The 20,214-nt window shown below is 35.3% G+C and carries 28 protein-coding genes and 2 pseudogenes; 14 read left to right on the top strand and 16 right to left on the bottom strand.

Annotated features, from left to right (window positions below):
- Window positions 1-332: 332 nt before the first annotated feature.
- The 6 genes from MNO09_RS26180 to dnaB all read left to right on the top strand — a co-directional run bounded on the left by MNO09_RS26180 (window position 333) and on the right by dnaB (window position 4,400).
- Complete coding sequence (locus tag MNO09_RS26180) at window positions 333-671, top strand: magnetosome magnetite crystal formation protein family (protein WP_088106908.1); 339 nt, start codon at window positions 333-335, stop codon at window positions 669-671.
- A gap of 3 nt (window positions 672-674) precedes the next feature.
- Entirely contained in the window at window positions 675-926 is a 252-nt protein-coding gene (locus MNO09_RS26175) for a hypothetical protein (RefSeq protein WP_140399206.1), read from the top strand.
- 8 nt (window positions 927-934) lie between these two features.
- Entirely contained in the window at window positions 935-1,678 is a 744-nt protein-coding gene (locus tag MNO09_RS26170; protein ID WP_088106910.1) for a MerR family transcriptional regulator, read from the top strand.
- 51 nt (window positions 1,679-1,729) lie between these two features.
- On the top strand, window positions 1,730-2,056 hold the full coding sequence (locus MNO09_RS26165; protein WP_088106911.1) for a nucleoside triphosphate pyrophosphohydrolase: 327 nt from the start codon (window positions 1,730-1,732) through the stop codon (window positions 2,054-2,056).
- Window positions 2,057-2,253: 197 nt separating this feature from the next.
- On the top strand, window positions 2,254-3,117 hold the full coding sequence (locus tag MNO09_RS26160) for a DnaD domain-containing protein (protein WP_088106912.1): 864 nt from the start codon (window positions 2,254-2,256) through the stop codon (window positions 3,115-3,117).
- Window positions 3,114-4,400, top strand: a complete 1,287-nt coding sequence (gene dnaB / locus MNO09_RS26155) for a replicative DNA helicase (RefSeq protein ID WP_241950067.1) — start codon at window positions 3,114-3,116, stop codon at window positions 4,398-4,400. The genes MNO09_RS26160 and dnaB overlap by 4 nt, the downstream gene beginning before the upstream one ends.
- A gap of 96 nt (window positions 4,401-4,496) precedes the next feature.
- Here dnaB and MNO09_RS26150 read toward each other — a convergent pair whose 3' ends face one another.
- Entirely contained in the window at window positions 4,497-5,282 is a 786-nt protein-coding gene (locus MNO09_RS26150; protein ID WP_088106914.1) for a TrmB family transcriptional regulator, read from the bottom strand.
- Window positions 5,283-5,392: 110 nt separating this feature from the next.
- On the opposite strand from MNO09_RS26150, the gene MNO09_RS26145 reads away from it, so the two are divergent.
- The gene (locus MNO09_RS26145) at window positions 5,393-6,160 is read left to right on the top strand and encodes a TSUP family transporter (protein ID WP_088106915.1); all 768 of its coding nucleotides are present in this window, start codon (window positions 5,393-5,395) and stop codon (window positions 6,158-6,160) included.
- 169 nt (window positions 6,161-6,329) lie between these two features.
- Here the strand turns inward: MNO09_RS26145 and MNO09_RS26140 are convergent, their stop codons facing one another.
- Both MNO09_RS26140 and MNO09_RS26135 read right to left on the bottom strand, forming a co-directional pair.
- Window positions 6,330-7,217 carry a DMT family transporter gene (locus tag MNO09_RS26140; protein WP_088106916.1) on the bottom strand — a complete coding sequence of 296 codons (888 nt, stop codon included), beginning with the start codon at window positions 7,215-7,217 and terminating at the stop codon, window positions 6,330-6,332.
- A gap of 206 nt (window positions 7,218-7,423) precedes the next feature.
- Complete coding sequence (locus MNO09_RS26135) at window positions 7,424-7,999, bottom strand: TetR/AcrR family transcriptional regulator (RefSeq protein ID WP_088106917.1); 576 nt, start codon at window positions 7,997-7,999, stop codon at window positions 7,424-7,426.
- Window positions 8,000-8,141: 142 nt separating this feature from the next.
- Here MNO09_RS26135 and MNO09_RS26130 point away from each other — a divergent pair, with 142 nt between their 5' ends.
- The gene (locus MNO09_RS26130; protein ID WP_088106918.1) at window positions 8,142-9,617 is read left to right on the top strand and encodes an MDR family MFS transporter; all 1,476 of its coding nucleotides are present in this window, start codon (window positions 8,142-8,144) and stop codon (window positions 9,615-9,617) included.
- 42 nt (window positions 9,618-9,659) lie between these two features.
- Here MNO09_RS26130 and MNO09_RS26125 read toward each other — a convergent pair whose 3' ends face one another.
- The 4 genes from MNO09_RS26125 to MNO09_RS26110 all read right to left on the bottom strand — a co-directional run bounded on the left by MNO09_RS26125 (window position 9,660) and on the right by MNO09_RS26110 (window position 11,349).
- Window positions 9,660-10,187 (bottom strand): permease, encoded by a 528-nt coding sequence (locus MNO09_RS26125; RefSeq protein ID WP_140399208.1) that lies wholly within the window; start codon window positions 10,185-10,187, stop codon window positions 9,660-9,662.
- Window positions 10,184-10,666, bottom strand: coding sequence for a hypothetical protein (locus tag MNO09_RS26120; protein ID WP_000606993.1), 483 nt, complete (start codon window positions 10,664-10,666; stop codon window positions 10,184-10,186). The genes MNO09_RS26125 and MNO09_RS26120 overlap by 4 nt, the downstream gene beginning before the upstream one ends.
- Window positions 10,659-11,000, bottom strand: a complete 342-nt coding sequence (locus tag MNO09_RS26115; protein WP_000683172.1) for a PadR family transcriptional regulator — start codon at window positions 10,998-11,000, stop codon at window positions 10,659-10,661. Before MNO09_RS26115 ends, MNO09_RS26120 begins: the two co-directional genes overlap by 8 nt.
- A 223-nt stretch (window positions 11,001-11,223) precedes the next feature.
- Complete coding sequence (locus MNO09_RS26110) at window positions 11,224-11,349, bottom strand: YjcZ family sporulation protein (RefSeq protein ID WP_000540385.1); 126 nt, start codon at window positions 11,347-11,349, stop codon at window positions 11,224-11,226.
- A gap of 199 nt (window positions 11,350-11,548) precedes the next feature.
- On the opposite strand from MNO09_RS26110, the gene MNO09_RS26105 reads away from it, so the two are divergent.
- Window positions 11,549-11,794 (top strand): hypothetical protein, encoded by a 246-nt coding sequence (locus tag MNO09_RS26105; RefSeq protein WP_000013662.1) that lies wholly within the window; start codon window positions 11,549-11,551, stop codon window positions 11,792-11,794.
- Between the two features lie 414 nt (window positions 11,795-12,208).
- Here the strand turns inward: MNO09_RS26105 and MNO09_RS26100 are convergent, their stop codons facing one another.
- The 3 genes and pseudogenes from MNO09_RS26100 to MNO09_RS26090 all read right to left on the bottom strand — a co-directional run.
- On the bottom strand, window positions 12,209-12,337 hold the full coding sequence (locus MNO09_RS26100; RefSeq protein WP_255289658.1) for a hypothetical protein: 129 nt from the start codon (window positions 12,335-12,337) through the stop codon (window positions 12,209-12,211).
- A gap of 177 nt (window positions 12,338-12,514) precedes the next feature.
- A complete protein-coding gene (locus MNO09_RS26095; RefSeq protein WP_001086227.1) occupies window positions 12,515-12,730 on the bottom strand; it encodes a bacteriocin immunity protein in 216 nt (71 codons plus the stop codon).
- 19 nt (window positions 12,731-12,749) lie between these two features.
- Window positions 12,750-13,172, bottom strand: a pseudogene (locus tag MNO09_RS26090) (pyocin-S2/colicin E7-DNase domain-containing protein); the annotation flags it as partial.
- A 181-nt stretch (window positions 13,173-13,353) separates the two neighbouring features.
- Here MNO09_RS26090 and MNO09_RS26085 point away from each other — a divergent pair.
- Window positions 13,354-13,782 carry a hypothetical protein gene (locus MNO09_RS26085; RefSeq protein WP_088106920.1) on the top strand — a complete coding sequence of 143 codons (429 nt, stop codon included), beginning with the start codon at window positions 13,354-13,356 and terminating at the stop codon, window positions 13,780-13,782.
- A gap of 67 nt (window positions 13,783-13,849) precedes the next feature.
- Here MNO09_RS26085 and MNO09_RS26080 read toward each other — a convergent pair whose 3' ends face one another.
- Both MNO09_RS26080 and MNO09_RS26075 read right to left on the bottom strand, forming a co-directional pair.
- Window positions 13,850-13,960 (bottom strand): YjcZ family sporulation protein, encoded by a 111-nt coding sequence (locus MNO09_RS26080; protein WP_000505686.1) that lies wholly within the window; start codon window positions 13,958-13,960, stop codon window positions 13,850-13,852.
- 295 nt (window positions 13,961-14,255) lie between these two features.
- Complete coding sequence (locus tag MNO09_RS26075) at window positions 14,256-14,522, bottom strand: YmzC family protein (protein ID WP_088106921.1); 267 nt, start codon at window positions 14,520-14,522, stop codon at window positions 14,256-14,258.
- A gap of 431 nt (window positions 14,523-14,953) precedes the next feature.
- On the opposite strand from MNO09_RS26075, the gene MNO09_RS26070 reads away from it, so the two are divergent.
- The 3 genes from MNO09_RS26070 to MNO09_RS26060 are packed head-to-tail and all read left to right on the top strand — an operon-like array spanning window position 14,954 to window position 16,383.
- Entirely contained in the window at window positions 14,954-15,412 is a 459-nt protein-coding gene (locus MNO09_RS26070) for a MarR family winged helix-turn-helix transcriptional regulator (RefSeq protein WP_088106922.1), read from the top strand.
- On the top strand, window positions 15,405-15,989 hold the full coding sequence (gene pssA, locus MNO09_RS26065) for a CDP-diacylglycerol--serine O-phosphatidyltransferase (RefSeq protein WP_140399210.1): 585 nt from the start codon (window positions 15,405-15,407) through the stop codon (window positions 15,987-15,989). The genes MNO09_RS26070 and pssA overlap by 8 nt, the downstream gene beginning before the upstream one ends.
- A gap of 22 nt (window positions 15,990-16,011) precedes the next feature.
- Entirely contained in the window at window positions 16,012-16,383 is a 372-nt protein-coding gene (locus MNO09_RS26060; protein ID WP_000620589.1) for an ATP synthase subunit I, read from the top strand.
- Between the two features lie 105 nt (window positions 16,384-16,488).
- On the opposite strand, the gene MNO09_RS26055 is transcribed toward MNO09_RS26060, so the two are convergent.
- The 4 genes and pseudogenes from MNO09_RS26055 to MNO09_RS31100 form a co-directional block, all read right to left on the bottom strand.
- Window positions 16,489-16,593, bottom strand: coding sequence for a YjcZ family sporulation protein (locus MNO09_RS26055; RefSeq protein WP_075310385.1), 105 nt, complete (start codon window positions 16,591-16,593; stop codon window positions 16,489-16,491).
- Between the two features lie 594 nt (window positions 16,594-17,187).
- Window positions 17,188-18,363, bottom strand: coding sequence for an MFS transporter (locus MNO09_RS26050; protein ID WP_070168499.1), 1,176 nt, complete (start codon window positions 18,361-18,363; stop codon window positions 17,188-17,190).
- A gap of 287 nt (window positions 18,364-18,650) precedes the next feature.
- Complete coding sequence (locus MNO09_RS26045; RefSeq protein WP_000433539.1) at window positions 18,651-18,962, bottom strand: ArsR/SmtB family transcription factor; 312 nt, start codon at window positions 18,960-18,962, stop codon at window positions 18,651-18,653.
- 194 nt (window positions 18,963-19,156) lie between these two features.
- A pseudogene (locus MNO09_RS31100) lies at window positions 19,157-19,321 on the bottom strand (IS3 family transposase); the annotation flags it as partial.
- 153 nt (window positions 19,322-19,474) lie between these two features.
- Here MNO09_RS31100 and MNO09_RS26035 point away from each other — a divergent pair.
- Window positions 19,475-20,104: a VanZ family protein gene (locus MNO09_RS26035; RefSeq protein WP_070168500.1), complete on the top strand. Its 630-nt coding sequence runs from the start codon at window positions 19,475-19,477 to the stop codon at window positions 20,102-20,104.
- Window positions 20,105-20,214: the final 110 nt, after the last annotated feature.

Genomic DNA, 20,214 nt, shown 5'->3' with positions numbered 1-20,214 from the left:
TCCTTTGACTGGTATCTCAATCTTGTTTCTCTTCTATTGGTGTGTTGTGAATCAATATATTGTAGTTAAATGGAATGCTATTTTTAAGAAGGTTAATGAAAATATAGTGTTTGGGATATTTATTACATGTATGTTATTTTGGTTGGAGTATTTATTTCAAATGTTTTTTGATAGATAATCAATTTTTAATAAGATAAATAGACGCAATGGAGTATGTGAGATGTTCCATTGTGTCTATTTTTTATAACAAATTATAGTTTATTCTTGCACCTCCCTCAACGTCACCCCCTAACCTAAAGAAGACAAATCAAAAAGGGGGGACCAAACCGCTCATGAAAACTACCACAAAAGAAAAAAGAAACACCATCATCATGCTATTACTCTCAGCCGCAATAGGAATCTTTTCACCACTACTCATGTACATCACGCTGGCACTGAAAAATGAAGTGTACAAATACCATTGCCGAAAGGCGTTCAACTTTCATTTGTTAATCTTTCTTCTATTTAATATTAGTTCGCGTATTAGTGATATTTTGTTTTGGATTGTATTTGTCATTGAGGTCGTTCAAGTGATCATTGTTGCGTGGAAAGTAATACGCGACGAACCATATCGTTATTTCATTCGAATTCCGTTATTTAAAGAAGATAAGTATATAGTGGAAGGAGAATAGGTGATGAGACAAGAAGTGGAGATAAGAGGAAAGCGAATTTTTATAATGCTCGCAGTGTTGTTTATTGCGATTTATATCGTTTTACGAAGACGGAAGTATGAGTACTTTTATGATGGTATTAGTGAGTATGAACATCGTTATAGAGGGTATGTTCCTTTTGTATTGCTTGTTGTAGGTTTGTTTCAATATTGTAGGCAGAATGAGATGAGTTTTTCTCGTATGCGTCAGTATGTGAGAGAGAAGTTAGCGGAGTAGGTGATTATATGGCTTGGATGATTAGTGAGTTTGCAAGTGTTGGGGATGTTACGGTGCGGACGCTTCGTTATTATGACAAGATTAATTTATTAAAGCCGAGCGATTATACTGAGGGCGGGCATCGGTTATATACGAAAGATGATTTGTATGTACTGCAGCAAATTCAATCGTTTAAGCATCTCGGCTTTTCGCTTGGAGAAATTCAAAATATTATATTGCAGCGTGATATAGAGGCGGAAGAATTTTTAAGAAAAATACATTTTCAAAGAGAACTGCTTTTGGCAGAGCAAGAAAGAATTGCGAAGGTACTTTCGCATATGGATGAGATGACGAAGAAGTTTCAAAAGGAAGAACGAGTGGATGTTGCTTTGTTTTCTTCTTTTCTGCAAACTTTTATATGGGAGAAAGAAAATAAGGAATGGTTAGAGGAACACTTTTCAATGGATAGTGTTCGAGCTTTTTATAATAATAAGGAACTAAAAGAGAAGTTTGATCGGCGCTTTATGGATGTGATAGGAAAGTTGAAAAAGTATAAGGAAGAAGAGAAGGATCCGAGTCATCATGACGTTCAAGTTACCTTGAAGGAAATTTTCAATGTAATAGAAGAGGTAACGAACTATCTTGATACACCTCAAAGTGATATAGAGGATATAATCCAAAAATCAAACCTCCCACTATCCGAATTCCCAACCCTCTTCACAACCGAAGAAGAAAACTATATAAAAGAAGCAATGAGGCAGTTTAACCCCTAGTTAAACTGCTTTTCCATTATAATAGAAGAAAAACCAAACGGAGGAAATCCTATGCCAACCTACAACAAACTAATCCGAAACAAAATCCCACAAATCATAAAATCCAACGGAAAAACACCCACAACAAGAATCCTAAACGAAGATGAATACATAGAGGAACTCTGCAAAAAAACACAAGAAGAACTAACCGAATATCTAGAAGCAGACACAAAAGAGCATAAACTCGAAGAACTATCCGACCTACTAGAACTAATCAACGCCCTAGCCGAATACGAAGGCACAACACTAGAAGAAATCAACAACATCCGTAAAAAGAAAGCAGAAGAACGAGGTGGCTTCTCAAATCGAGTCTTTCTAATCGAAGTAACCGATAACTAGCCCCTCATAAGCCCCTTGCAAGCCCCTACCAAGTAATAAATCACTAAGAAAAAACATAACAAAACAAAAACAACAACAAACACCGTAGTAGTAGTCGAAAAAAATTTTGAAATAACACGCCAAAAACCTGGCCCTCCTTCCTATATATAGTACAAAGAGGAAATTTTCATTTTTGAATGAGAATGGGAGGAATTGGGATGGCGGTGTATCGTACTGTGCAGGTGAATTTTTGGCAGGATGATTTTGTTTTGGATTTGACGCCGGAGGAGCGGTATTTTTATGTGTATTTGTTGACTTGTTCGAAGACGACGCAGTGCGGGATTTTTCCTTTTCCGAAGCGGTTAGCTGAGATGGAGACTGGTTATAATCGGGAGACTGTTGATAAGCTTGTGCAGCGCTTTGTTGATTATGGGAAGATTCTTTATGATGCGGATACGCGGGAGTTATTCGTTTTAAATTGGCTTCGTTATAATCCTGTGACGAATACGAATGTGGAGAAGTGTGTGCTTCGTGAGCTTAAGGGTGTGAAGAATAAGGAGTTTGTACATATGTTTCTTCAGAAGTGCGTAGAGGAGGAGCTGAATGTTCCGATGCTTTTAGCGCATTTCGGTATGCCGAGTGATTTGGCTGTGGATGATGTTGAGCCAGTTTGCGAGGAGACAGAGGCGGAAGAAGAGGTTATAGAGGAAGAGACGGGAAGTCGTGTGTTTTCTTTTTATGAGCAACATTTCGGTAGTTTGTCTCCGCATACTGTGGAGGAACTGAGTGCGTGGATGGAGGATTTGTCAGAGGAGCTTGTGCTGAAGGCTCTTCAAATTGCGTTTGAGAATAATAAGCGGACGGTTGCTTATGTGAAGGGCATTTTGAGAGGTTGGCACGGGAAAGGTTTTACGAAAGTGTGTGAGGTTGAGGCAGATACGGCGAGCTTTAGGAAGAAGGAGTCGTCTGTTAGTACGGGGGAGACGGAGGAGTTTTTGGCGAGGTGTGAGGAGTGGGAGAAGAATGCCCCGTCTGAGGAAGAGTTGCAGCGCTTTTTAGCGGAGCGCGGGTGGCGGCCATGAGTATTCAAAATGTGGAGGCGGAGAAGACTGTGTTAGGTTCTCTATTACTTGATGGAGAGCTTATTAAGGAGTGCCGTTTGACGGAGCAGTATTTTTCGATGCCGGTGCATAAGTCTATATTTCAGTTAATGCGAAAAATGGAAGAAGAGGGGCAACCGATTGATCTTGTAACGTTCATTTCTAGGATAGATCCGAAATTTTTGCAGGGGATCGGGGGAATGGAGTATTTTATAGGGTTAATGGATGGTGTGCCTACTACTAGCAACTTCTCTTATTATGAGGGGCTTGTTCGAGGTGCCTGGAAAATGTATCAGGCTGGTGTTCTCGGGTACAAGATGGGAGAGCGCCTTATTGCGGAGAAGAATGAGAAAATTATTGGTGAGACGATTACGGCACTTTGCGAGTTAGAGGAAAAGGACTGTGTATGTGAGTTTGATTTGAAGGATGCGTTAGTTGATTTATATGAAGAGCTTCATCAAGATGCGAAAGAGATTACGGGTATTGAGACTGGTTATACATCGCTAAATAAAATGACGTGCGGATTGCAGGAAGGTGATTTTGTCGTTCTTGGTGCGCGTCCTTCTATGGGGAAGACTGCGTTTGCGTTAAATGTAGGACTGCATGCGGCGAAGTCTGGAGCGGCGGTTGGACTATTTTCGTTAGAGATGAGTAGTAAGCAACTGTTAAAAAGGATGGCGTCTTGCGTAGGGGAAGTATCAGGAGGTAGGCTGAAAAATCCGAAGCACCGTTTTGCGATAGAGGACTGGGAAAAGGTGAGTAAGGCGTTTGCGGAGATTGGGGAATTACCATTTGAGATTTACGATAACGCAGGCATTTCGGTGCAAGATATTTGGATGCAAACTCGTAAGTTAAAGAGGAAGCACGGTGATAAGAAGCTTTTAGTTATTGTAGATTATTTGCAGCTTATTACAGGTGATCAAAAGCATAAGGGCAATCGATTTCAGGAGATTAGTGAAATTTCTCGTAAGCTTAAAGTATTAGCACGTGAATTACATGTTTGTGTAGTAGCGTTGTCACAATTATCTCGTTCCGTAGAAGCACGACAAGATAAGCGACCTCTTTTATCTGATTTAAGAGAGACAGGACAAATTGAGCAAGATGCGGATGTCATTATGCTTATGTATCGCGAAGATTATTATGATAAGGAAACGGTGCAGAAAGAGATGACGGAGATTCATGTGGCGAAGCATCGGAATGGACCTGGGGGTAGTTTTAAACTGCGATTTTTGAAGGAGTTTGGGCGGTTTGTGGAGGAGAAATAGTGAAAAGGATCGAGCATCACTTTGTAAATAAAATAAAGCATAAGTGTTCCATTTCATTCACTTATGCTTTATTTTTTGATTCTTTAAATATGTTTCTTATTTCCCCATAAAGAAGGATTTTCTCTCTGTAGTAATCCATTGTTCCAAATCGTCTTGGCTAAGTCGGACAAGTCGGTTCACTAACACATCATGCCACACATAATCCTCTAATAGGTATATATGAACCGGATCATCTGTATAAAAGGCAACATTACGCTCTTCAAGTGATGGTCCATAAATCATCTCTTTAGAATCTATGGATAAAATAAACCAATGTTCTGTAGACAGAGTTTCTGTATAGGGTGTGATACGATGGGCTTCTAAATTTTTAATTGGATTTTCAACATGTAAGGTAATACCTTGTACTGTAACTTTATCAGCTACCGCAGATAGTTCCTCTTTTAATGCTTCATACATCTCATCCCACATTGAAATGACAATACGTTGTTCTGCTTTTTTTATTAATGTCTGACAATAGCTAATGATTGTTTTATTGTCTTTTAAAGTAATCACTCGATTATCCGCTTTTTCCTCGGAAGTTTCGAGTTTTTTTAACGAATCACTAATTCCTTCATAAGTAGACTGCCATTCTGATTGAGCTTTCTGTAAAAAGATTTCAACAGGTAGAGGTGAATAGCGAGTGGTGTCATTTATTTCTTCCTTCATGACAATTCCTTTTTCTACAAGGTTACCTAAAATCTCATAAATTCGCGCTCTTGGGACACCTGAATCCTTACTCACTTGGTAGGCTGTGACAGGCCCCTGTTTAACAAGAGATACATAAGATTTAGCTTCATATTCATTAAAACCAATTTTTTTAAGCTGTTGTACTATGTAGTCCACTTTTTTTGTCCTCCGATGTTTACTTTTATATTTTAACGTTACAATAACTGTTTACATTTAGCAAATTATTAGTTACTATTCGAATAGTGACTAAAGGGGAGGTTAATAGTATGGACTTTTATTTAGACCCATCAGTATTAATTATTTTGATTGCTTTTGGATTTTTAGCTGCATTTATTGATTCAGTTGTAGGTGGTGGTGGACTCATTGCCTTACCAGCTTTATTATTTACAGGGCTGAATCCAGCAAGTGCAGTAGCCACGAATAAACTAGCATCAACAATGGGAAGTGCAACTAGTAATATTGTGTTTTATCGTTCTGGTAATCTTGATTTGAAATCGGCTTTTAAATTATTTCCAATCACTTTTATAGGCTCTATAGTAGGTGCATGGACCGTTCATTTAATGAACCCAGAAGTACTGAAGCCATTGATGTTGGTAATGCTTGGTGCAGTCGCTATTTATACGATATTTAAAAAGGATTGGGGTAGTATTTCTACTCATAAGAAATTATCTGGTCGACACGTCATTATTTTTACCTTTTTTATTTTTGCTATTGGTTTTTATGATGGATTTCTAGGTCCTGGCACAGGTTCGTTTTTAATGTTCGCTCTTTTATTTATTGGATATGATTTTTTAAAAGCGGCAGGTAATGCGAAGTTTCTTAATTTAGGAAGTAATGTTGGTGCATTGTTAATATTTATGTATGTAGGGCAAGTAAACTATGCGTATGGTTTTATAATGGGGATTGCTCAAATTGCTGGAGGAATCGTTGGCTCCAAATTTGCTATAAAAAAAGGAAGTGGGTATGTTCGTGCTCTTTTCATTACAGTAACTTGTTTATTGTTAGCGAAAAATCTGTATGACTATGTGCAGTAAGTAATGTAGAAAAGGTTAGCTATGCAGGCTACATAAATATAATAATTCTTTGTAACATATTTTAGATGCTACCTTATTCAAAGATAGCATCTAAAAAAATTAAGGTAATAGGGTGAAAATAATACAAACGAATATTTTCGGGGTATGTTTATGTACGTTAGCGAAGTAACTATTCCATATTCTTCTTATAATTAACCCGCAACAACCCCTTAAAATCCACCTCAGCAATCAAAACACTCACTAATATAAGTGTCGCCCCTAAGTATCCTTTCCCAGTAAGTGTTTCACCAGTGAAAACGAAAGCGAAGCCTGCGGAAAAGACAGGTTCTAATGAAAAGATAAGTCCGGTATGTGTAGGCGTCGTGTATTGCTGGGCAATTACTTGCACGATGAATGCGACTGCGGTGCAAAATATGCTTAAAGCTAATATGATTAGCCATGAGTCGATCGTGCTAGGAAGTTTTGGTGTTTCTATAATGAATGAAAAAATAAGACTAAATAGACCGACGAAACCTAGTTGTATGACTCCAAGTGCAATGGAATTCACATGTTTCGTTACGCTTCCAGTAATGATGACGTGAATCGCATAAAATAAGGCAGATAGTATGCAAAATATATCGCCGTTACCGATTTTGAATTCGCTAGTTAATGTTAATAATCCGATTCCTATTATCGTTAACACAATTCCTAATATAACTTTCTTTTCGGGAATGTGTTTTAAAAATATAGCTGATAATATCGGAATGAAAATGACTGTGAGACATAGTAAGAAACCAGCATTAGAAACACTCGTATACTTTGTACCGAAAGTCGCAAAAATGTAAACGATAAATAAGACAGAAGCGAGTATAAATGCATATTTTACCGTTTTAAAATCGACTTTGAATAAATGTTTGTAAAATATTAAACCTGATAAAAGAAAGGCGATAATAAATCGTAATGCAATTAAATTATATTCTTCAATCCCATCAAGTCCAAGCTTTGTAAGTAGGATGGATGCACCCCAAAAAAATGTCACTAGTAGTAGTCCTAAATCCGCTTTTAATTGTAGTTTCATTTCTATTCCCTCGTTATGTATAAAATTTATAATCCCATACCCCTATCCCCATTTTTCATTTTAATATTAATTCTGAATATTTGTAACTTAAATTTATCGACGTTTTATTTCATTGATGAAGCCTTTTCATCCACTTTTGAAGAAAATTGGTATGTAGTATGTACAAAAAACGCCTATTTCATATAGGCGTTTTTTTGATGGTGAAGTTATTCTTTTTCAAACTGAAAAATCTCCCGATTAATAAGTTGGTGGAGATACCTGTCCATTTCAGCCGCAGAAACGCTTCTTTCATTTTTAAACCACCATGCGCTTAATGAGGTGATTGCCCCTGAATAAAATTCAATGATTAAATCATTTGGCATAGTATGATTTTTACAAAGTTGATTTAACGCTTCTATTTCTTGTTTTCTCGTTTCGTGACTTAAATACTGTGTCCGGCTAAGAAATTGTTCATCAGACATTTGCGTCTCTAATATTTTACCGATTTCTTCATGGTGTAGAAATTGTTCCATTACTTGAAATGGTTTACTTAATCGATCTGAAACCGGTATTCCCGCAATCATCTTGCTGTATCGTTTAAATCCAAATGCTAATAAAGCGTCTTTATCTTCAAAGTGTTTATAAAAGGTTGTTCGGTGTACCATCGCGCGGTCACATATTTGGTTAATCGTGATCGTACTATATTTCTGTTTTGATTGCGTCATTAATTCAAATAAGGAATCCCATAGTAATTTATGTGTACGTCTAATACGTAAATCAATTTGTTTTTCATTATCATTCATCTACAATTCTCCTTTTTTGTAGATTAAATATACAATGGCTGAAAATTGATTCTCCCTTTTTAATCTACATATGTATATTATATTACATGTGTTCGGGTTTATTTAAAGCTTTTTAAGTAAGAAATAGGAGGAGAATTTGCATATGGATATGACAACTAAGAGCCCTGTAAGTGGCAAAGTTGATACTTCTAATATGAAACATACCCCGATTTTAATTGCATTACTTTTAGGGGCAATGGTTGCATTATTAAACGAAACGTTACTTGGTAATGCGTTAACCGTATTAATGAAAGAATTTGGCGTAACGGCTTCAACGATTCAATGGCTGTCTACAGCTTACATGTTAGTAGTTGGGGTTTTAGTCCCGATTACAGCGTTACTTCAGCAATGGATCACAACAAGACAAATGTTTTTGATCGCTATGGTAACGTTTTTAGTCGGTACATTAATTGCGGGATTCGCACCGACATTTTCTGTTTTATTAGTCGGCCGTATCGTCCAAGCTGTAGCGACGGGATTAATTACACCGTTATTAATGAATACGATTTTAATTATTTGTCCCCCTGAAAAACGTGGTGCCACAATGGGGTTAATCGCACTTGTGATGATGGCAGCTCCGGCAATTGGTCCTACATTATCTGGAGTAATTGTGGATTCATTAAATTGGCGCTGGTTATTCTATATTGTTATTCCAATCGTGATCATTTCAATTATGATTGGTATGAAGTACATTCAAAATGTTTCAGAGTTAACAAGACCAAAAGTAGATTATCCATCAATCCTTTTATCGACATTAGGATTTGGAGGACTTGTGTATAGCTTTAGTGCATCGGGTGATTTAGGGTGGTCTGATGCGAAAGTGTATGGCACTTTACTTGTTGGGCTTATCTCATTATGTATTTTTGCCGTTCGACAATTGAAAATTGAGAATCCAATTTTAGAATTACGCGCATTTAAAGTTCCGATGTTTACATTATCAGTTGGATTAATAGTCATTGTGATGATGTCATTATTTTCAACGATGACTTTATTACCGATGTTCCTGCAAACAGTGTTACTCGTTACAGCTTTTAAATCAGGAATTATCATGCTTCCGGGAAGTGTTATTAGCGCTGTAATGGGACCAATCGCGGGTAAACTATTTGATAAATTTAGCCCGAAAGTTATTATCGTTCCTGGTATTGTGTTAGTGGGGATTGCGATGTTCTTATTTAAAGGCATTACGCCTGACACATCAATGGTACAAATTATTGTCATGCATAGCGTATTAATGGTTGGACTCATGTTTGTCATGACAGCACAAACATACGGTTTAAATCAATTAACACCAGATTTATATCCACACGGAACAGCACTGTTTAGTACGTTGCAACAAGTAGCTGGCGCAATTGGTACGGCTATCTTTATTTCGAAAATGTCTTCAGGAACAGCTAGCTATATGGAAAGTTCCGCAAATCCAATGGATCCAGTAGAGAAGTTAAATGGTTTAACATCTGGATTCCAAGGTGCGTTTACACTAGGGTTAGTCTTTATCATTATTGCATGTATCGTATCGCTGTTTTTAAAAGAAGAGAAAAAGGGAGTAAAGGCAGCGAGTGTTTTACAGAACGAGAATTAAGGTTTATATAAAAAGACATCTTTAAGAGATAAAGATGTCTTTTTACATTTCCTCCGTAACATCATACCTTAGCAACTGCCCCTGATCATAAAACCTCTCAAAAAGAAGCCCCATTACATAAAAGAATACTAGCCCGAAACCAATATGAATGAGTGTAAAAGTAGCTCCAAATGAAGAAAATTCATACACGAGAATTGGCAATTTCGCAGTTGTCCAAACGCCTAAGAAAAAGACGATATACCGAATACTTGCGCCTTTCTTTAGGAGTAGTGCTGCAATTGGGAAGGCAACGTAGAGCGGACCAGCTGCAATGCCGCCTAATAATAGAGAGAATAAGATTCCGTATACGCCGGAATTTTTGCCCATATATTTCATGAGCGTTTCTTTCTTCACCCATTGATCAAGTAATCCTACAAATAGTAGGACAGGGGGAAGGAGAAACAACATATCTAAAATGCTATTCCCTGTTAATTGTAATGCGCTCCATCCTAAAGATTGATTTATAAAAGTTAATACAATGAGCCCCAGTAGTAAGATGAAAAAGAAGCGATATTTTTTTAGTTCCTTCATACCATCACCACCCAAATGATATAGGAGAATAGGAGAGACATGAGCAATGCAGATGCATTACGTGCGTAAGCAAAGCTTCGTCCGAATATCTTTTGTTCCATCGGTAATGTTGTAATTCCAACTGACATGAGTGTAGACATAAGTGCCGCAATTTGAGGAAGGCCTGCTCCGTGTTGGACTAACGTATGACCAAGTGGAAACACGACGAAGCTTGGAATAAGTGCAACGGAGCCGAGTATTGCTGAATAAATAATACCTAATAATCCAGACTGTTCCCCAATGATGGAAGAGATGAAAGACGGCGTTAATATAGAAAGCGATAAGCCAACGAAGAGCATGATGGAGAGCATGGCAGGTAAGAGATTGCGAAACATTTTCCATGACTTCATTAGAGCTTCTTTCGTTTTATTGCGGTCCTTCATAAAAGAAATCCCCGTAAGAATAATGGCTAATGTGTAAAGGATCACGCCATTAATCATGGTCGGAATCCTTTAAGTCCTTATATTTGTCTATGAAAAAGGATAAGTTCTTCATTTTTTCTTCAATATCCATTTGAAAATCTGCCAATTGTTCCTTTCCGGCAGGCGTAATTTTGTACATCTTTCTCGGTTTGTCTTGATGATCTGTACTTACGTAAGATTCGATTGCACCTTCGTTTTCTAATTTCTTTAGCGTACGATATAAAATGGCGCTATCGATTGGATTGACGGGAAGTTCTTCTTCGCACTTTTGCAGTAATTGCCCGCCATAGTTATCACCCGCAGCTAAAAATAACAAAAGAAATGCACCTGTATGTCTTCCTGTATGTTTCATGGATATACCTCCTTGAATGAATTAGGATTTATACTGTTAATGACAGTATACTGTTGTTAACAGTATATGGTGCATGAAGTGCTATGTCAATTTTAAAATGTGCGAATTTCGAGGGAGAATTACAAGGATACTATTCTCTAACTATTAACGTTGATAAACTATTAATGAGAAGGGTTGTACATCAAAAAACACAAAAAAAAGACACTCTCAAGAGTGCCTCTTATTAGCAGCCGAATCCGCCGCCCCAACAGCTAGCGCCAACGATGATTAATAAGATAAAGAGTACAACAAGTAAAGCGAATCCGCCGCCGAAACCGCAGCCTCCACCACAAGTACCTCCATAGCCCATATTAACTCCTCCTTCCATAAAGACCATTAATTAATGGATTTAATTTACTTTATGTTTTTACGGATAAACTTGAGCAGGTCCTTTTGAAAAATAAAAGGTGCTTAGATTTTATAAGAGTTGACGACCTTATTTTTGTCACGGGTATTATGCTGATGACATATTGTATTTTATTCTGTGTATTGGGGGAAGGAGGATCTTTATGGCCAATTCTGAAATGATTTTACGATTACTTACAGATTTAAAGATTGAACAGCAAGCTTTAAAAGAGCAGTTGGAAAAAATACAAACAGCTGTAATTGCTCTTGAAGAAAAATCAGCGATTGTGGAAGAGAAACCAACGACTATTGAAGAAAAACCAGCTGTTGCTGCTGCAAAGCAAAGAGCTCATTCTGGACACCCAACATCTTTTCGTGCTTGGAGAGCATCTGCTCAAAGGAATTCATAAAAATATAAGAAAAGAAGACATCTAGTAAGATGTCTTCTTTTACTTGTACAATCCAAATGAGTTAAGAAGGTATATATCCATATTGCTTTAAAAATAAGAAGAAAATAACGATTGTCGACTCCTTTTTTAGTATAGCATGTAATGATAAGATTTTTTTATGTAATATTGCATATATATAGATTAAATGATGTTAATCTTATATATTTTAGTTGTCTGTTATTTGTTTTAATTCATTTACTTATATTATTTTTTGAGCGCCCCATTGATGGGGCCTTTTTTTATAATTGTTTTAAAGCGGAAACCCCTGAAGCATCATAAGGGGTTTCATGACTAGATAAATGATTATTGGTGCTTAATGAGATGAAGTTCAGGATATTGCGTCTGAATTTCTTCTAAATGGATTACTATTTGTTTTTAAGCTGTTCCCCATAAGTGATAAACCATGCCGATAACAAAAAATGCTAGTCCTACAAACAAAACAATTAAAGCAAGCATTCCGTTTTTATTATGTTCCATACAGTCAGCTCCTTTTTTTATGTACATACAAAAAGCCCTTAGTCGTAATTATGGCTAAAGGTTCCATTTCTCATACTTTTTAGTTTTTAAAGAAAAGGTACCTTATGGTGTCTTTTCTTTAAGGGGCATGGTAACGATTAGATTTTCTGGTTATAAAATAAAACAGGCTCCATAAAGGAGCGACCTTATTACGGACATAGTATTCTACTTTTTTTCTTCTTTGTAATTCAATGCAATCTCTACTATTTCTTCAGGTGTTAAGTCTCTAAAATCCCAAAAGATTAAGTCACTTGGAGCTGGGTGGGGTACATTCTCTTTTAAGATATCAATATACTTACTACCTAACTCATCTGGCAATTTAGGATCACATATTTGCTCTACAAGTTTAATAAGCTCTTCTTTAGTCATTTTACTATTCATGTTATATTCCTCCTATCATTTATAGCCCTTTTTTCCAAAAATGGTAAGATGGATCTAATATTGTTTGATGAATCTTAGGAGATACAATGATTAAGTTATCAAGGTTATAGACATCTCCACTTTTATTAATAGGCTGTTTCGGATGTAGTATATATTTATTATGGTTACCACAATGTTCTGTTATTGGTGAGTAAGGTGCCTTACCTTTTTTCATAAGTTTTATATTCATAGAACTAAATTCTTTAGCATAGCTCGAATCAGAAAGTGTTTTCCAAAATTCTTCTCGAACTTCTTGCGGAATAATACCAATAGCACCATCATTATACATTAACTTCTTTTGGGTACCTAAACTTCGTTCGAGGTTAAAACTTGAGGTCACTGTACCTGATGTCTTTCTTTTTACTGCACTTGAAGTTTTTGCAAACATAATGGAGGGCTTGTTTGGGGAGAAGGAACAGCTTAGAGCAGTATTAACAAAAGGTAAACAACTAGCAGGAGAATATGAAGAATGAAATAGGCAATATAATAGGGCAAAGAGACCTATTCTTTTAAGTGGAGCCTTACTAGTAATCGTTTTAGTTATTTTAGAAATAATTGTTATATCACTAAAATAAATTATATCTATGACTCTTATATTAAAAGAACTTTTTATAACTAATACAGGTCAATGGCCTATGCTGATAGGAATTAACGTAATCATAGCATTAATTCTTTTGCTTTTTCCAATTACTAAACAAGTCACTAAAATTTATGTTTATTTCATAGGCAAGTGCTTTTTATTAAATAAACAAAAAAGACTAAAGAAAGAAATGTCACATAAGTTGGATCAATTTATTCATTCTACACAATTACCTCAATTATTTTGCGAAACTAAAATAATTGATAAATTTATGGAGTATTTAGATACATATCAAGCTGATAGTCTAAAGGAATGTGTAAAGCTTTATAAAGAAGAGGAAAGACATGATAAAATATTAGAGGGAATAGGAAATCTAAAAAAAGAAATGTCTGCCGTCGGCGAAAAAGTATCCGATGTTAGTGATAGAATATAAATAATCTTTTTTTATGCAAAAATAAAAAAAAGACACCCATATAAGAGTGTCTTTTCCGATAGTTTGTTTAGCAGAAACAAGAAGCTCCAACGATGATTAATAAAATAAACAATACAACTAATAGTGCAAATCCTCCAGAAAAACCGCAGCTTCCGCCGCAACTACCACCAAATCCCATAATAGTTCCTCCTTTAATAAGAGGGGAAAACAAAGGGTCACTCGTGTTTTTTAACGGATTCTATTTACTTTATGTTTTGACGCATAAACGTGAGCAGGTCCTTTTGAAAATAAAAAAGACACCTTGAGGTGCCTTTATCCCGCTTTAATGGGCAGTAAGACCCCCACCTCAAAATTCAGCGAAAGCAAAGAATTTAGGTGGGGGATCAACTGCCCATAAAAGTCCGATTGGTGAGGGCTAATAATCAGTGGGGGATGAAGAAAACCCCCACTGATTAAAGTTTCACTTTATGTAATTAATATTCGTTAGCATAAAATTCTTTTATTAATTTTATTTCATTTGTATCCGGGTCAAACTTAAATATTTTAATTTGATTCGACTCGTCTTTATAGGCAAATGTATTATCACCAACTTGGGTCATATTGCTAATGTTTAAGGTAGGATCACTACCATGGTCAGTGATTTCCACAGTTTTCTCACGATCCCAAAACGCGATGACAATGATCAAGATGATGAGGCATATACGTATGAAACGTAGTTCTCTTGCAACAGGATGTTCCATTTGATGGTCTCCTTTGTCATGTAATAGATTTTGTGTGTAAAAGAGAGAATCCTTACGAATAGAATATAAATAAAAAAGACACTGTAAAAAGTGTCTTTTTTATTTGAGTTATGCGCATTGCTTAATAAGACGCTAGTTCCTCAATCGGAATATGAGTAACTATGTAGGGTAATTTCATTATAACATTTTAACCAGTAATGGGTCTATATGGAATTTTTGTAATGATTATGTTTATTTATTCAGAATGATAGATGTATCATTCTGAATTTGATCTATTAAAAGCAGTGGAAAAGGCAAAGGGCATACTTTATTCCGTGTTATAGGAATGTATAGAGATAGATTTCCCTTTACACGAACATAAAGGTATAATATAGTTTAGTTAAGTGAACTAAACTATTAAAACCGAAATAACAGCATGGAGGAAGAACGCTATGACTAAATCGTATAAAGAAGTAATTAATGAAATGAATCGAGCCTACACGGAACTCTACATTTTACTATTTCAAGATTTAAAGGATGAGTTCGGTCTTACTGGGCAGCAAGAGAGCATGCTATTTCATATTCATTTAAATGAAAACACGACAGCAAATCACATTGCGACTACTTTTAATATAACGAAAAGTGCCGTGAGCCAAGTTTTATCGAAATTGGAAAAACAGAAGATGATTTCGAAACAAGTTAATCCTAACAATAAAAGGGAGTATTTCCTTACACTTGGTCCAAACGGTAGTAAGTATATAGAGCAATTGGCAAAGTTAGATGATGTATTAATTGAAAAATACTTCTCAAAAATTGATATCAATGCCTTAGAGCAAATGACGGATACGTTAACGAAAATAAATAAAGTGATATTGGAAGAAAAACAGAAGGATCTTGAGTCTAATGAGTAAGAAGCAAGATGAAGCAATTAGTAGAAAGGAGGAGAAGCGTGTGATGAGTTACATACCAAATATGATTACGATAGCAAATTTTGTGTGTGGGCTTTTGGCTATTCACGCTGTTTTCGTTCACGATATGTATGGTGCAGTTATGTTCATTATTACAGGTATGGTATTTGATCTGTTTGATGGTATGGTCGCTCGGAAACTAGATTCTGTTTCGGAAATGGGCGGTGAATTAGATTCATTTGCGGATTTAGTGACCTTCGGTGTGGCACCGTCTATTCTTGCATATAGTGTCGCTTTAAAAGATTTGCAGTTTATTGGGATGATATGTGCCCTTGCGTATAGTATTTGCGGAATGCTGCGGCTTGCGAGATTTAATACACAACAAAGCAAACTCCCAACATTCATCGGAATGCCCATTCCATTTGCGGCAATGTGTCTCCTCATTTTATGCCTCCTACATAATCCAGTTTCCGTGGCATTGGGCACATGCGTACTCGCTTATTTAATGGTGAGCAAAATCAAATTCCCCCATTTTAAAAAGGATATATCGGAAAGCTTGAAGTCCGAAAGATGGGATTAATAGGAAAGATAAGGAGCATAACATGATTCGTATGGCATTAAGATCATTCAACATACAAATATATTGTTTACTAGGCGTGATGTTATTGGGATGGTTGATGACACCTTTCTCAGCCCAGTTTGTAGGGATAAGCGTTGGCCTTTTAGTTAGTATGTACTGCGCCTGGATCTTAGGAAGGCGTATTGAAAAGTTCGGAAATAGCATCGTAAAAAAAGAAAAAGCACCAATGCTTGGCATGATGAATCGGTTTGCAGCCGCCATACTCGGTGCGATTATTATGTATGAAATTGAACACCGTGAGTACATGTGGACATTTGCAGCTGGAATTATGGGTGGGTATTTCTTAATTATTATTAATTTAGGTTATTACAGTATGAGGGATGAGAAGAAATAAAGTGCTGTGTAAATCACTAATTTGGATGTGAAAACTTTCCTTTATAGAGAGCTTTTTATTACAAAGAAAAGACACCCATATAAGAGTGTCTTTTCCGATAGTTTTTTAGCAGAAGCAAGAAGCTCCAACAATGATCAATAAAATAAACAATACAACTAGTAAAGCAAAGCCGCCGCCACAATTACTACTACAACTACCACCAAATCCCATAATAGTTCCTCCTTTAATAAGAGGGGAAAACAAGGGGTCACTCATGTATTTTAATGGATTCAACTTACTTTATGTTTTTTACACAATAATTGAGCAGGTCCTTTTGAAAATATAGAAAAGACACCCTAAGGTGCCTTTCTCCGACTTGAACCATCTTAATTTTAATAATATTGGACTCCCGTCCGAATATTATTTTACCATGTTAAGTTGTTTTTGGAAATATTTCATATCGATAATTGCAATACACATTTTAGTTTTTGAATGATGTATCTGTCTAAACGTTGAAATTAATAAAGGAACGACATACTTGAGGGTTTTTATGAGTGATTACAATCATACCATTAAAAAGAGCCCCATAAATGATAAACCATTCCACTAACAAAAAACACTAATCCTAAAAATAAAACAATTAAAGCAAGTATTCCATTTTGATTATGTTCCATAAAATTAGCTCCTTTTAGATTTATTTTTATATACAAAAAAGCCTTTAGTCGTAATTATGGCTAAAGGCTTTGAGCATTATACTTTTTAGTTAATAAAATCTTATAAGAAGAATTTATAATGTTTTTTATCGAATTTGGAACTGAAAATGTACTAGCTTGATAATGAAGCCTGGCTATTAGAATTGAAAAATTTTAGTTTTATTATAATTAATAGAAATGAGAGTAGTGTGAATATAAATCCGCTCCAAATAAGCTGGTGAATACCTAAGTTTGAAATGAACCAGCCTCCAATAGTGGTTCCTAAAGTAATTCCGAGATTTGAGAACGAAACGAATAGACTGTTACCAAATTCGGGTGCTTCTTTAGCTTCACTTATTAACCATGTTTGACCAACAATTAATCCACCAGCATGTACGATTCCCCAAATGAATACTATAAAAATCATTGGAACAAGGTAGGAACCTAAATAATAAACCAATATGTAAACAATAGAATATAGAATAGGGAATGATATTACAGTGTTTATTATGCTTTTTTGCAGAAGACCACCAAATAAATGATTACCTAAAATCATAACTATACCAAATATGAATAGCATGATACTGATGAGAGATCCATTCATGGAAGTTACTTTTGCAAGGTACTCAGCGAAGTAGCTGTATACGGAAAACATGGCTGCAAAAAGGAATGTGACGGTTAAAATATTTAACCATAATCCTGGTTTGCCGAGTATACGAATTTGTTTGCCGAAAGACATTTTTTCTTTAACAGGCATAGAAGGAAGTAGGAGTAGTATTCCAATGAATGCAACAGTGTTAACGAATGCTCCGAATAAGAAAGCCATTTCGAGTGAAAATTGGTCTGCAAGGTAAGAGGTTAGTGGTACACCTAAAGCAAAGCCAACAGTAATTCCCATGAAAACTTTTGTAACTGCTTGACCGCTCTTTTCTGGAGGGACAAGTTTAGCAGCTGTTACAAGAGCGATTGAAAAGAAGAGTGGATGAAGCGCTGCCGGTAAAATACGAAAAATAAGCATGATTTCAAATTGTGTTGTATAAGCGTAGATTAAATTTGAAATAACAAATATGAAAATTGCTGTTAATAAAATTATTTTGCGATTCATACTAGAGACGAGCAGAATTAAAAATGGACCAGAAATAGCAACAACTAGTGCAAATATACTTACTAAAAATCCAGCTTGTGTAGTTGAAATTCCGAATTTTTCAGTGATTTGTGGTAATACGCCGACAATACCCATCTCGGTAGTAATAATTCCGAACACACCTATTGCGAGTGTCAGAATAAGTAAAGGATTTACTTTTTTCATTTATAAAACTCTCCATTCGTATCAGTATTTTGAAAATAAATTCATTAACAAAGAAGCATTATTATAAGCATGATTGGATGCCGATATTATCAGGAGTATGTAATTTGAAATACAATAACAGATATCTAAATAACTAGATATGATATGTTAAAAAAATTTCTCCTTTCGATGTTTCTTGCTTTTATAGGCAGTGCAATTTATACAAAAGTCATTGGATACCTGTAAAAAAGCAGAATGTGTGAAAGTTAATAATCAATTAGTATGCTGATTGATTATTAGCTTTCATTTTATAATTCGTTTTGGACGTATTCAGAAAACTCTCGTATTGTTTTTTCATTTCGACGATAGTAGGTCCATTTTCCAATTCGGTCAGACTCTAGTAGGCCTGCTTTTTTCATAGTTAATAAATAACTAGAAATAACCGATTGGGCTAAGCCAGTTTTAAGTTGGATATCTCCTACACATACGCCAACTTGAAAGTTAAGGTCTTGTTCTAGATAAGGTTTTTCATCGAAATGGTTTTCTGGATTTTTCAACCATGATAAAATTTGACATCTTGTTTCATTTGACAATGCTTTATAAATTAATAAAGGTTCCATAAGGATATTATATCTACTTTTATAGATTTGTAAATGGGTTTTAGTGATTTTAAGGGAAGAAGGTATAGTTAATCCCCTTGAATAGTAATAAGGTGCTCTTGATCTGTACCCTTTGTAAAGGACATTTTTAAAAAAGTTAGGCAACCTAAAAAAGATGATTTCTGTATGCAAACAGGAGTCATCTTCTTTAAATTCTATTGATAGCAAGAGTGATTATAGTACGTCATATATTTCTTAATTTCATGTGTTAACTGAACAAACGATTCACATGATTTTATATATGCTTCATCGGTTAAAGTATTACGAGGATTACGTGCAAAAACGATAATATTGTTACGTTTAAGCATGTTGTTGCCTAGCTATCAATGGCGGATTCCTAAGAAGAGTAATAATAAAACCCAACTGAAGATTTAAGAAAAATTTTATGTTTATCCCACTTTTTATTTTAAAAGTTTTTCCTATCCTATAAACAACAAAGTCATAGATGAAAATGTAAAGTTAGGGGATTCTACATGCATACAGAAGTTTTGATGAGTTATTTGTATACTTATTTTTTTACTATTATTTTTTGTATTGTGTTTCAAATTGGATGTTATTTTAAAGCGAAAAACAATATATCTATTCGGCATTTTCTATGGGTGTATGTTTTTCTGTTTTACCTTTCGCTCGTGTATAAGGTGACGCAAATCGCGACTGTATGGGATATAAGTAGATATGAAACGTGGATTCGTGTCAGTCAAATTAACTTGACTCTATTTGATACGGCAGGTAGTACTACGTATCTTTTGAACATTGTACTGTTTATGCCATTCGGTTTTTTATTACCGACTATTTGGCCAAAGTTTAGAAAAATGAAAAACACCGTATGTGCGGGATTCTTTTTTTCATTGGCAATTGAGTTAAATCAATTACTAAATAATAGAATTACAGATATTGATGATTTATTTACGAATACCCTCGGGGCGATTATTGGGTATGTATTATATAAAGTATTATATACAGCATTATTTAAAATGATATTAAGAAGAGAGGGAAAAAAGCTGGATACGAACTCTTCTTTAGTTATAAAATACGAAGCTGTTTTTTGTTTAGTGTGTTCATTTGTAGGTGCGATGTTCATTTATTATCCTGGAGACCTGTAAGCTACAATCTCGTTTATAAAAACAATGTATTGAATAAATCAGTAAAGAATGCTTTTCTATTTTTCCCTAGAATGAACAGTAATGTATAATCTAATTACTTAATGTAATAA

Origin of the sequence: Bacillus sp. N5-665, assembly GCF_022637375.2 — a bacterium.
Classification (GTDB): Bacteria; Bacillota; Bacilli; order Bacillales; family Bacillaceae_G; genus Bacillus_A; species Bacillus_A wiedmannii.
The sequence above is the reverse complement of the archived record's forward strand: the minus strand, read 5'-3'. Positions and strand labels throughout refer to the sequence as shown.

Excerpts from the sequence above, each read along its gene's own strand:
- MNO09_RS26140 (WP_088106916.1), bottom strand. The coding sequence starts at position 7,217 with ATGAAACTACAATTAAAAGCGGATTTAGGACTACTACTAGTGACATTT.
- MNO09_RS26145 (WP_088106915.1), top strand. The coding sequence starts at position 5,393 with ATGGACTTTTATTTAGACCCATCAGTATTAATTATTTTGATTGCTTTT.
- MNO09_RS26115 (WP_000683172.1), bottom strand. The coding sequence starts at position 11,000 with ATGAAACATACAGGAAGACATACAGGTGCATTTCTTTTGTTATTTTTA.
- MNO09_RS26180 (WP_088106908.1), top strand. The coding sequence starts at position 333 with ATGAAAACTACCACAAAAGAAAAAAGAAACACCATCATCATGCTATTA.
- MNO09_RS26175 (WP_140399206.1), top strand. The coding sequence starts at position 675 with ATGAGACAAGAAGTGGAGATAAGAGGAAAGCGAATTTTTATAATGCTC.
- MNO09_RS26125 (WP_140399208.1), bottom strand. The coding sequence starts at position 10,187 with ATGAAGGAACTAAAAAAATATCGCTTCTTTTTCATCTTACTACTGGGG.
- MNO09_RS26100 (WP_255289658.1), bottom strand. The coding sequence starts at position 12,337 with ATGTACATAAAAAAAGGAGCTGACTGTATGGAACATAATAAAAACGGA.
- MNO09_RS26120 (WP_000606993.1), bottom strand. The coding sequence starts at position 10,666 with ATGATTAATGGCGTGATCCTTTACACATTAGCCATTATTCTTACGGGG.
- MNO09_RS26110 (WP_000540385.1), bottom strand. The coding sequence starts at position 11,349 with ATGGGCTATGGAGGTACTTGTGGTGGAGGCTGCGGTTTCGGCGGCGGA.
- MNO09_RS26170 (WP_088106910.1), top strand. The coding sequence starts at position 935 with ATGGCTTGGATGATTAGTGAGTTTGCAAGTGTTGGGGATGTTACGGTG.
- MNO09_RS26095 (WP_001086227.1), bottom strand. The coding sequence starts at position 12,730 with ATGAATAGTAAAATGACTAAAGAAGAGCTTATTAAACTTGTAGAGCAA.
- pssA (WP_140399210.1), top strand. The coding sequence starts at position 15,405 with ATGAGTAAGAAGCAAGATGAAGCAATTAGTAGAAAGGAGGAGAAGCGT.
- MNO09_RS26035 (WP_070168500.1), top strand. The coding sequence starts at position 19,475 with ATGCATACAGAAGTTTTGATGAGTTATTTGTATACTTATTTTTTTACT.
- MNO09_RS26070 (WP_088106922.1), top strand. The coding sequence starts at position 14,954 with ATGACTAAATCGTATAAAGAAGTAATTAATGAAATGAATCGAGCCTAC.
- MNO09_RS26060 (WP_000620589.1), top strand. The coding sequence starts at position 16,012 with ATGATTCGTATGGCATTAAGATCATTCAACATACAAATATATTGTTTA.
- MNO09_RS26055 (WP_075310385.1), bottom strand. The coding sequence starts at position 16,593 with ATGGGATTTGGTGGTAGTTGTAGTAGTAATTGTGGCGGCGGCTTTGCT.
- dnaB (WP_241950067.1), top strand. The coding sequence starts at position 3,114 with ATGAGTATTCAAAATGTGGAGGCGGAGAAGACTGTGTTAGGTTCTCTA.
- MNO09_RS26105 (WP_000013662.1), top strand. The coding sequence starts at position 11,549 with ATGGCCAATTCTGAAATGATTTTACGATTACTTACAGATTTAAAGATT.
- MNO09_RS26075 (WP_088106921.1), bottom strand. The coding sequence starts at position 14,522 with ATGGAACATCCTGTTGCAAGAGAACTACGTTTCATACGTATATGCCTC.
- MNO09_RS26085 (WP_088106920.1), top strand. The coding sequence starts at position 13,354 with ATGACTCTTATATTAAAAGAACTTTTTATAACTAATACAGGTCAATGG.
- MNO09_RS26165 (WP_088106911.1), top strand. The coding sequence starts at position 1,730 with ATGCCAACCTACAACAAACTAATCCGAAACAAAATCCCACAAATCATA.
- MNO09_RS26160 (WP_088106912.1), top strand. The coding sequence starts at position 2,254 with ATGGCGGTGTATCGTACTGTGCAGGTGAATTTTTGGCAGGATGATTTT.
- MNO09_RS26080 (WP_000505686.1), bottom strand. The coding sequence starts at position 13,960 with ATGGGATTTGGTGGTAGTTGCGGCGGAAGCTGCGGTTTTTCTGGAGGA.
- MNO09_RS26130 (WP_088106918.1), top strand. The coding sequence starts at position 8,142 with ATGGATATGACAACTAAGAGCCCTGTAAGTGGCAAAGTTGATACTTCT.
- MNO09_RS26050 (WP_070168499.1), bottom strand. The coding sequence starts at position 18,363 with ATGAAAAAAGTAAATCCTTTACTTATTCTGACACTCGCAATAGGTGTG.
- MNO09_RS26045 (WP_000433539.1), bottom strand. The coding sequence starts at position 18,962 with ATGGAACCTTTATTAATTTATAAAGCATTGTCAAATGAAACAAGATGT.
- MNO09_RS26135 (WP_088106917.1), bottom strand. The coding sequence starts at position 7,999 with ATGAATGATAATGAAAAACAAATTGATTTACGTATTAGACGTACACAT.